Source organism: uncultured Idiomarina sp. (genome assembly GCF_964010655.1).
GTDB classification, from domain to species: domain Bacteria; phylum Pseudomonadota; class Gammaproteobacteria; order Enterobacterales; family Alteromonadaceae; genus Idiomarina; species Idiomarina baltica.
Genome location: NZ_CAXGLS010000092.1, coordinates 1 through 2,457, shown reverse-complemented (window position 1 = coordinate 2,457; position 2,457 = coordinate 1). Strand labels below are relative to the sequence as shown.

The following is a 2,457-nucleotide window of genomic DNA, read 5'->3' as shown; positions in this document are numbered from 1 at the left end:
ACCGCACGGGGGATCCACCCACACCGGCGTAGCGTGCGCATTTTGCGCACGGGGCCGATCCGCATGTCGCGCAAAATGCGCGACCTACCGCACGGGGGATCCACCCACACCGGCGTAGCGTGCGCCTTTGGCGCACGGGGCCGATCCGCATGTCGCGCAAAATGCGCGACCTACCGCACGGGAAGATCCGCATGTCGCGCCAAATGCGCGACCTACGGCACGGGGCGATATGCATGTCGCGCCAAAGGCGCGACCTACGCGATGGTGTTGATGTCGGCAAGGCGGCCGAATAATGATTGTAATGAATGGGGTTGTTGTGTTTGTTGTTCGGTCCAAGCTATTTCAATGGAGATGTTGTCATGCATATCGGCTAAACGTGTTTCAAGACGCTGCACGACGAATTCAACGGGTGACTCACCAGTCGGATGAATCAATAACACCAACCCTGATACATTATCCAAAGAACATACGTAATCCCATGCCTGCACAGATTGTCGCAAAGCCTCATTAAGCGGAGCGACAGGAAACAGTGCACTATCTTTAGGGGTCAATCGAATCAGTGTCGCTGACAAATCAGTATCCCTCACGATCGTAAGCAATCGCTTATAGCGCTCTTCATCAAGACGCGCCAACATATGCTCATGTTTAGAAGTCTCGATAAAATGATGTATTTCGAATTCAACCAAGTGCGCCAGCTTTTCCAAGACCTCAATTGTTTTTAAACTCAAACGTCGAGCGCTTCGGTGTAATGCGCACAAAGAACCGATAAACAGACCGTTCGAATTGTACAACGGAAAACCGGCATAAAAGTTGAGACCATGACTCAACAAAGGCGACAGGTTGACTTTCATTCCTGACAAAGCGGTAAAGTTGTCGAACGTCGTGGTACGGTTATTCTTCATAACATACTGTACGAGCGATTGGTTAAGCGGAATAATCGTTTCCTCGACTCCCACCGCGGAACGCACAAATACATGATCGCCTTCGACCAACGATATAAATGCCACATCAAATCGCAAAAAATACTGAATAAAATGCGTGATATAGCTAAAATTAACACTACGTTTCTCGCAAGGACCAACAATAGCGCGCGCTAAACTGCTGCGTCGTTGGCTTGTTGCGGCGGCTTGCTTCATTAACCACGCTTCGGCACGGCTCCCCTCTAAGGGCTTTGCAAACAAATAGCCTTGTAACGTATCACAGCCAATTTGACGCACATAAGTGGCTGTCTCTTCGCGCTCAACCCCTTCAGCCACCGTTTTCAGTCCCAATGATTGCGCCAACTCCACGGTCGCGCGCATAATCTGTTTTGATTCGTCGCTGTCTTCATAGGAAAGCACAAAGCTTTTATCAATTTTAAGTTCACTCAGCGGTAACCGGACTAACTGTTTAAGCGATGAGTAACCTGTGCCAAAGTCATCTAGCGAAAATCTAAACCCACGCAGCCTTAGATCAAGTGCACGCTTTAACACATCGGCCTGTTCATCCAGCACCGCGCTCTCAGTAATTTCTAATATGATCCGTTGCGGTGGCACGGCATTTTGCTGACACGTCGCCATGAGAAAATCGAGCAACCAGTCTTTACTAAATACAAGTGCCGAAATATTAATCGCGATCGATAAATTATTTAACGCAACACGTTGAATTATCTCGGAGAACCACGTGAGTGACTCAGCGATGGCAAATTGAGTCAAGTCGTCAATCAGTCCTTCACGCTCCGCAAAAATAATGAATTCACTCGGCGGAATGGCGCCTAGTATGGGGTGTTGCCACCGTAACAGCACCTCAACACCCTCAGGCTCGTGAGTCGGCAGTCCAACCTTGGGTTGGTAAACGCAAAAAAATTCGTGGTCACGAATACCTTTTAGCACATCATCACGCGTGTAAATGTGAGCAGCAGGCTGATGAACAGCACTATTCAAAGATGACGTCAAACGTTGTAAAACGGTTTGTAGCTGATTAACAAAGAATGGCTTTCGAAGCGTACCAATAACTTGTAGCCCTTTTTCTCTAGCGGAAAGCGCGGCAGTCTTTAATAAATTGGAGTCACTCCCGCTCATGATGATTAAAGGCGTGTTGACAGATTCCGCGGCCAATAACGCGGCGACCTCTTCGCCACTCAACAGCGGCATCATTAAATCAACAATCAATAGGTCAAAGGACTCGGCGCAGGCAAGATCAATAAATTGAGTCGGATTACACGTTGATTGTGCTAAACAACCAATGGCATTCAGCATGGTTTCGACCGTCTGACATACCAATGGCTCGTCATCAAGTATCAACACAGAAATTGATTTTTTTTCCACCAGCTTATCCCACACACGAATGATGGCGAGATAATAGACACATGGTTAAAATTTAAACATTGGGAGAAATACCTAATTTAATCCGCCGCGCATTGCGCGCGACATCCGATGCCGGCCCGTGTACGATATCATCATCGTCGTACGTCGCGCC

At 48.1% G+C, this 2,457-nt stretch carries 1 protein-coding gene; it reads right to left on the bottom strand.

Going from position 1 to position 2,457, the window contains the following annotated elements; all coding sequences use genetic code 11:
- Positions 1–254: 254 nt before the first annotated feature.
- On the bottom strand, positions 255–2,306 hold the full coding sequence (locus tag ABNS04_RS12400; RefSeq protein ID WP_348671602.1) for an EAL domain-containing protein: 2,052 nt from the start codon (positions 2,304–2,306) through the stop codon (positions 255–257).
- Positions 2,307–2,457 lie beyond the last annotated feature (151 nt).